Genomic DNA, 3844 nt, shown 5'->3' on the forward strand with positions numbered 1-3844 from the left:
CCAGGATAATACCGAAGAAATAGTTATCCCGAAGAGTGGATTATTATAGTAGAAAAAAGATAGATAACACCTCACTTTCTTTAATTTGAATCCCGAAAACTTCGGGATAACACTAATGCCCTGTATAATGGAAATTGCCAGCTAGTTGGTAAAAAAATTATACAGAGGTGATAAATTGAAACACATCAACATGAAAGATCTTGTAGAGCAGGTTCTTAATGCACTCCGGCAATCGGGTATGCGAGAAAAACAGATCAAAGACTACAAGTATTGTGGTCTTTACCCTATCTGCCAATACTTTAGTGACACAGGCTTGATTACCTACACAAAAAATGTTGCAGATGAATTCATTCTCCAAATCCGTGCCGAATATGAGCAGGGGAAAATATCCCGGTGGAAATGGAACACGGTACGAAGATCGGCTGAACTACTGGAAAAATACCACACCGAAGGTACTGTGACACTGCCGCAGCTTACTCAATGGGAGGTACTTCACAATCCGCTGCATCAGGTGCCCTCCTCACAGCTTCTCTTAGAGTCTAATAATCTGCTTGTGTTGGTCTATCAAACCAAGCAGGAACTGTTGAGATTCGGACATCGGGAAAAGACCATCAGCAACTATGTTTATGATGGGTTTGACGCTATTCTCCGTTACTGTGGGGAGCGTGGTATAACACAATATGAGAAAGACGCAATTGATAGCTTTGTTGCACAGACACGCGCCAGCTACGAAAATCATTTAATATGCCGGTCTGTGTACCAAAATGTTCGAAAGGTGGCCACCCTATTAGATGAGTACCACAAAACAGGCAAGATTGAATTGAAGCGTGTTCCCGCTTGGGGGCTTCGAATGCCAAGCACGTATTATACCGAGTCGCTTAATGCTTTTTGCCGGGAAAAAGAACAGACCGGTGCCCTTGCACATAGTACAATCTCTGTCGCCCATAGTGCGATCCGTAATTTTCTGTTTGAATTAGAAGATATGGGATATGTGGATTTTGACAGAGTAACGCTTTCGGTTGTTAGCGAGTGTATGTCGCATACAGCTAAGCAATATGCCGATGGGCTGGGTGCCATGCTATTTGCGATCCGGTCATTTTTACGCTTCTTACACCGAAATGGCACGACTCAAATCGATCTGAGTATTGCAATGCCAGAAGTGGTTGCAAAAAGACGAGTGGTACGCCAAGGGTTTGGTACAGGAGAAACTGAAAAAATGCTGTGCAGTGCCAACATAAATTCCTCTATAGGAAAGCGTGATTATGCCATTATGCTGACCGCCATACAGACAGGACTGCGGGCTGTAGACATCGTGAACTTGAAACGGCAGGATATTGATTGGAGAAACTATGAAATCCGCATTATTCAAAGCAAAACCGGGCATCCGTTGAACTTGCCATTGGAGTCTGAGACTGGGAATGCGATTGCCGATTACCTATTGAACGGACGGCCAAAGTGCGATATACCGTTTATCTTTCTATGTGGCAATCGTCCGTACCGCCCCTTAAAGAATCGCTCAGCCAGTGCAATGATTTCCCGGTATATGCAGCGGACGGGTATCGATAAGTCAGATATCCCCCGGCGCGGCTTCCACAGTTTCCGGCGTTCTTTTGGTGCCGGGTTGCTTGAATCTGAAATTCCACTGGATATGCTGAGTGAACTGCTGGGGCATACCCACATGGATTCAGCGAAGCCATACCTTGCAGTAAACGAGCTGGGACTAAAAAGTTGTGCTATTGGGCTGACTCCCACCGAGAAAGCAGGTGAGGGATGGTAAATCGTGTTTTTTGTAGTCACTTTGCAGGGTTCATTCAGCAATTCATTGAACAGAAGAATGCCCTGGGGTTTCCGTATGAAGAAAGTATTCGTATACTTCAGGTGTTTGATCGCTTTTGCATGGATAAATTTCCCCATGAAACAGCTTTGACCAAAGAGCTTTGCATGGCCTGGGCGATTCGTAAAGAAACTGAGCAAAACAACTCCTTTCGCAACCGCTTAATGCCGGTTAGGGAATTTGCCAGATACTTAAACAGGATTGGAGAACCAGCCTATGTGCTTTCCCCTGATTTGTCTCAAAAAGGTCCACGCCACATGCCGCATATTTACTCTGAAGAAGAAATCGCTGCCTTTTGGCACACCCTGGATCTGATCCGTCCGCGCAGGGGCTTCCCCATCCGTCATCTTGTAATACCAACGATTTTTCGTTTGATTTATTGCTGTGGCTTGCGCCCCATAGAGGCGAGGAAACTCCGTGTAGAAAATGTCGATTTGAACGTCGGAAAGCTCAAGATTATGGAATCCAAGGGGCACAAAGATCGTATTGTTATGATGACTGACGATGTGACAGAACTATTACGGCAATACCATAAACAAGTGAATCGCATTATGCCGGGGCAGGATCTGTTTTTCCCTAATTCACAGGGACATTTGTATACGAAGAGATGGATTGAAAAGACATTTCGCATCATGTGGGATAAAACCGGTATTCCAGTATCCGCCGAAAAGCCGCCCAGAATCTATGATTTTCGTCACACTTTCGCAACGCATCGCCTGTATATGTGGCTGCGGGAGGGTAAAGATGTTTCCGCCCAATTGCCCTATCTCAGCGCATTCATGGGGCATTCACAACTATCTGATACCTATTACTACATCCATCTGGTCCCTGAACTGTTTACAGCTATGTCCGGATTGGATTTCACAAAATACGAGAGCTTGCTGCCGGAGGTAGAGATTGATGAATGATTTTTTCAAGGCCATCAGAAGTTATCTTCTTGAGTATCTGCCCAAACAGCGGTGCTGCAGTGAAAACACCATCAAATCCTACCGAAATGGACTGAACTTACTTGTTGAATATCTCCGCACGGAAAAGCAATTAGCCGTTTCCCACATTGATTTCGATCTGTTTAATCGCAAATTGATTCTAGAATATCTGGACTGGCTGGAAAATGTACGCAACTGCGGTGCAACCACCCGAAACCAACGGCTCATGGTAATACGGGCTTTCTTCAAGTACGCTGGTGAGTTAGATTGCACACAGGTGGCATTGCAACTTGAGGCGAAAGGGATACCCATTAAAAAGGTGCCCGGTAGAATAGTAGAGTTTCTTTCCGAGGACGCACTGCTAACACTGCTTAGTCAACCTGATGTGAGAAAACGAACGAACCTTCGCAATCGCTTTTTTATGACGCTCATGTACGAAACTGCTGCTCGGTGCGATGAATTGCTGAGTATGAAGGTCCGTGACCTACGGCTGGATGTTCGTCATCCTGTCGCATATCTGACTGGGAAGGGAAACAAAACCCGTTCTGTAGCTTTACTGCCCAAAGCTGTGGAGCATTGTAAACAATACCTGCAAATATTTCATGCTGATACCTGTAAAGATGATTTCCTGTTTTTTACTGTTATTCATGGAACAAAACAAGCGATGTCACCGGATAATGCTGCCGCATTTATGAAAAAGTACGGTGAAATGGCACGCCAGATTTGCCCAGAAGTTCCTGAAAGGGTACATCCTCATCAACTGCGGCATACAAGGGCGATCCATTTATACCGTGATGGTATGCCGCTGGCCGTATTATCTGAATTTCTTGGCCACGTTGATCCAGAAACCACAAAAATCTATGCATATGCCGATGCCGAAATGAAGCGCGCGGCTATGGAAAAAGCTGAACACTTGCGAAAGGGGGTGCCTGTTCCCATACCTATTTGGAAGGACAATGAGGATATGATTCTGGAATTGTCCGGACTTAAATGATTTGTTATCCCGAAGTTTTCATGAAGAAGCGGCCTATTAAGCGGCTTTCTCGTCTGACTTCGGGATAATTATTTCTTCGGTATTATCCTG

At 45.1% G+C, this 3844-nt stretch carries 3 protein-coding genes; all 3 read left to right on the forward strand.

What is annotated here, in order from left to right; all coding sequences use genetic code 11:
* The first annotated feature begins 175 nt into the window (after nucleotides 1-175).
* Genes KCX82_RS22700 through KCX82_RS22710 form a run of 3 tightly spaced genes read left to right on the forward strand, consistent with a single transcriptional unit; the run spans nucleotide 176 to nucleotide 3754 of the window.
* Nucleotides 176-1777 (forward strand): site-specific integrase, encoded by a 1602-nt coding sequence (locus tag KCX82_RS22700; RefSeq protein WP_227020718.1) that lies wholly within the window; start codon nucleotides 176-178, stop codon nucleotides 1775-1777.
* Nucleotides 1771-2742 carry a tyrosine-type recombinase/integrase gene (locus tag KCX82_RS22705; RefSeq protein ID WP_227020719.1) on the forward strand — a complete coding sequence of 324 codons (972 nt, stop codon included), beginning with the start codon at nucleotides 1771-1773 and terminating at the stop codon, nucleotides 2740-2742. Before KCX82_RS22700 ends, KCX82_RS22705 begins: the two co-directional genes overlap by 7 nt.
* Nucleotides 2735-3754, forward strand: coding sequence for a tyrosine-type recombinase/integrase (locus KCX82_RS22710; protein WP_227020720.1), 1020 nt, complete (start codon nucleotides 2735-2737; stop codon nucleotides 3752-3754). The genes KCX82_RS22705 and KCX82_RS22710 overlap by 8 nt, the downstream gene beginning before the upstream one ends.
* The last annotated feature ends 90 nt before the right edge of the window (nucleotides 3755-3844 follow it).

Source organism: Sinanaerobacter chloroacetimidivorans, from assembly GCF_018128545.1.
Lineage (GTDB): Bacteria > Bacillota > Clostridia > Peptostreptococcales > Anaerovoracaceae > Sinanaerobacter > Sinanaerobacter chloroacetimidivorans.

What these genes read in the sequence shown, in the direction of transcription:
- KCX82_RS22705 (WP_227020719.1), top strand. Translation starts at nt 1,771, where the DNA reads ATGGTAAATCGTGTTTTTTGTAGTCACTTTGCAGGGTTCATTCAGCAA.
- KCX82_RS22710 (WP_227020720.1), top strand. Translation starts at nt 2,735, where the DNA reads ATGAATGATTTTTTCAAGGCCATCAGAAGTTATCTTCTTGAGTATCTG.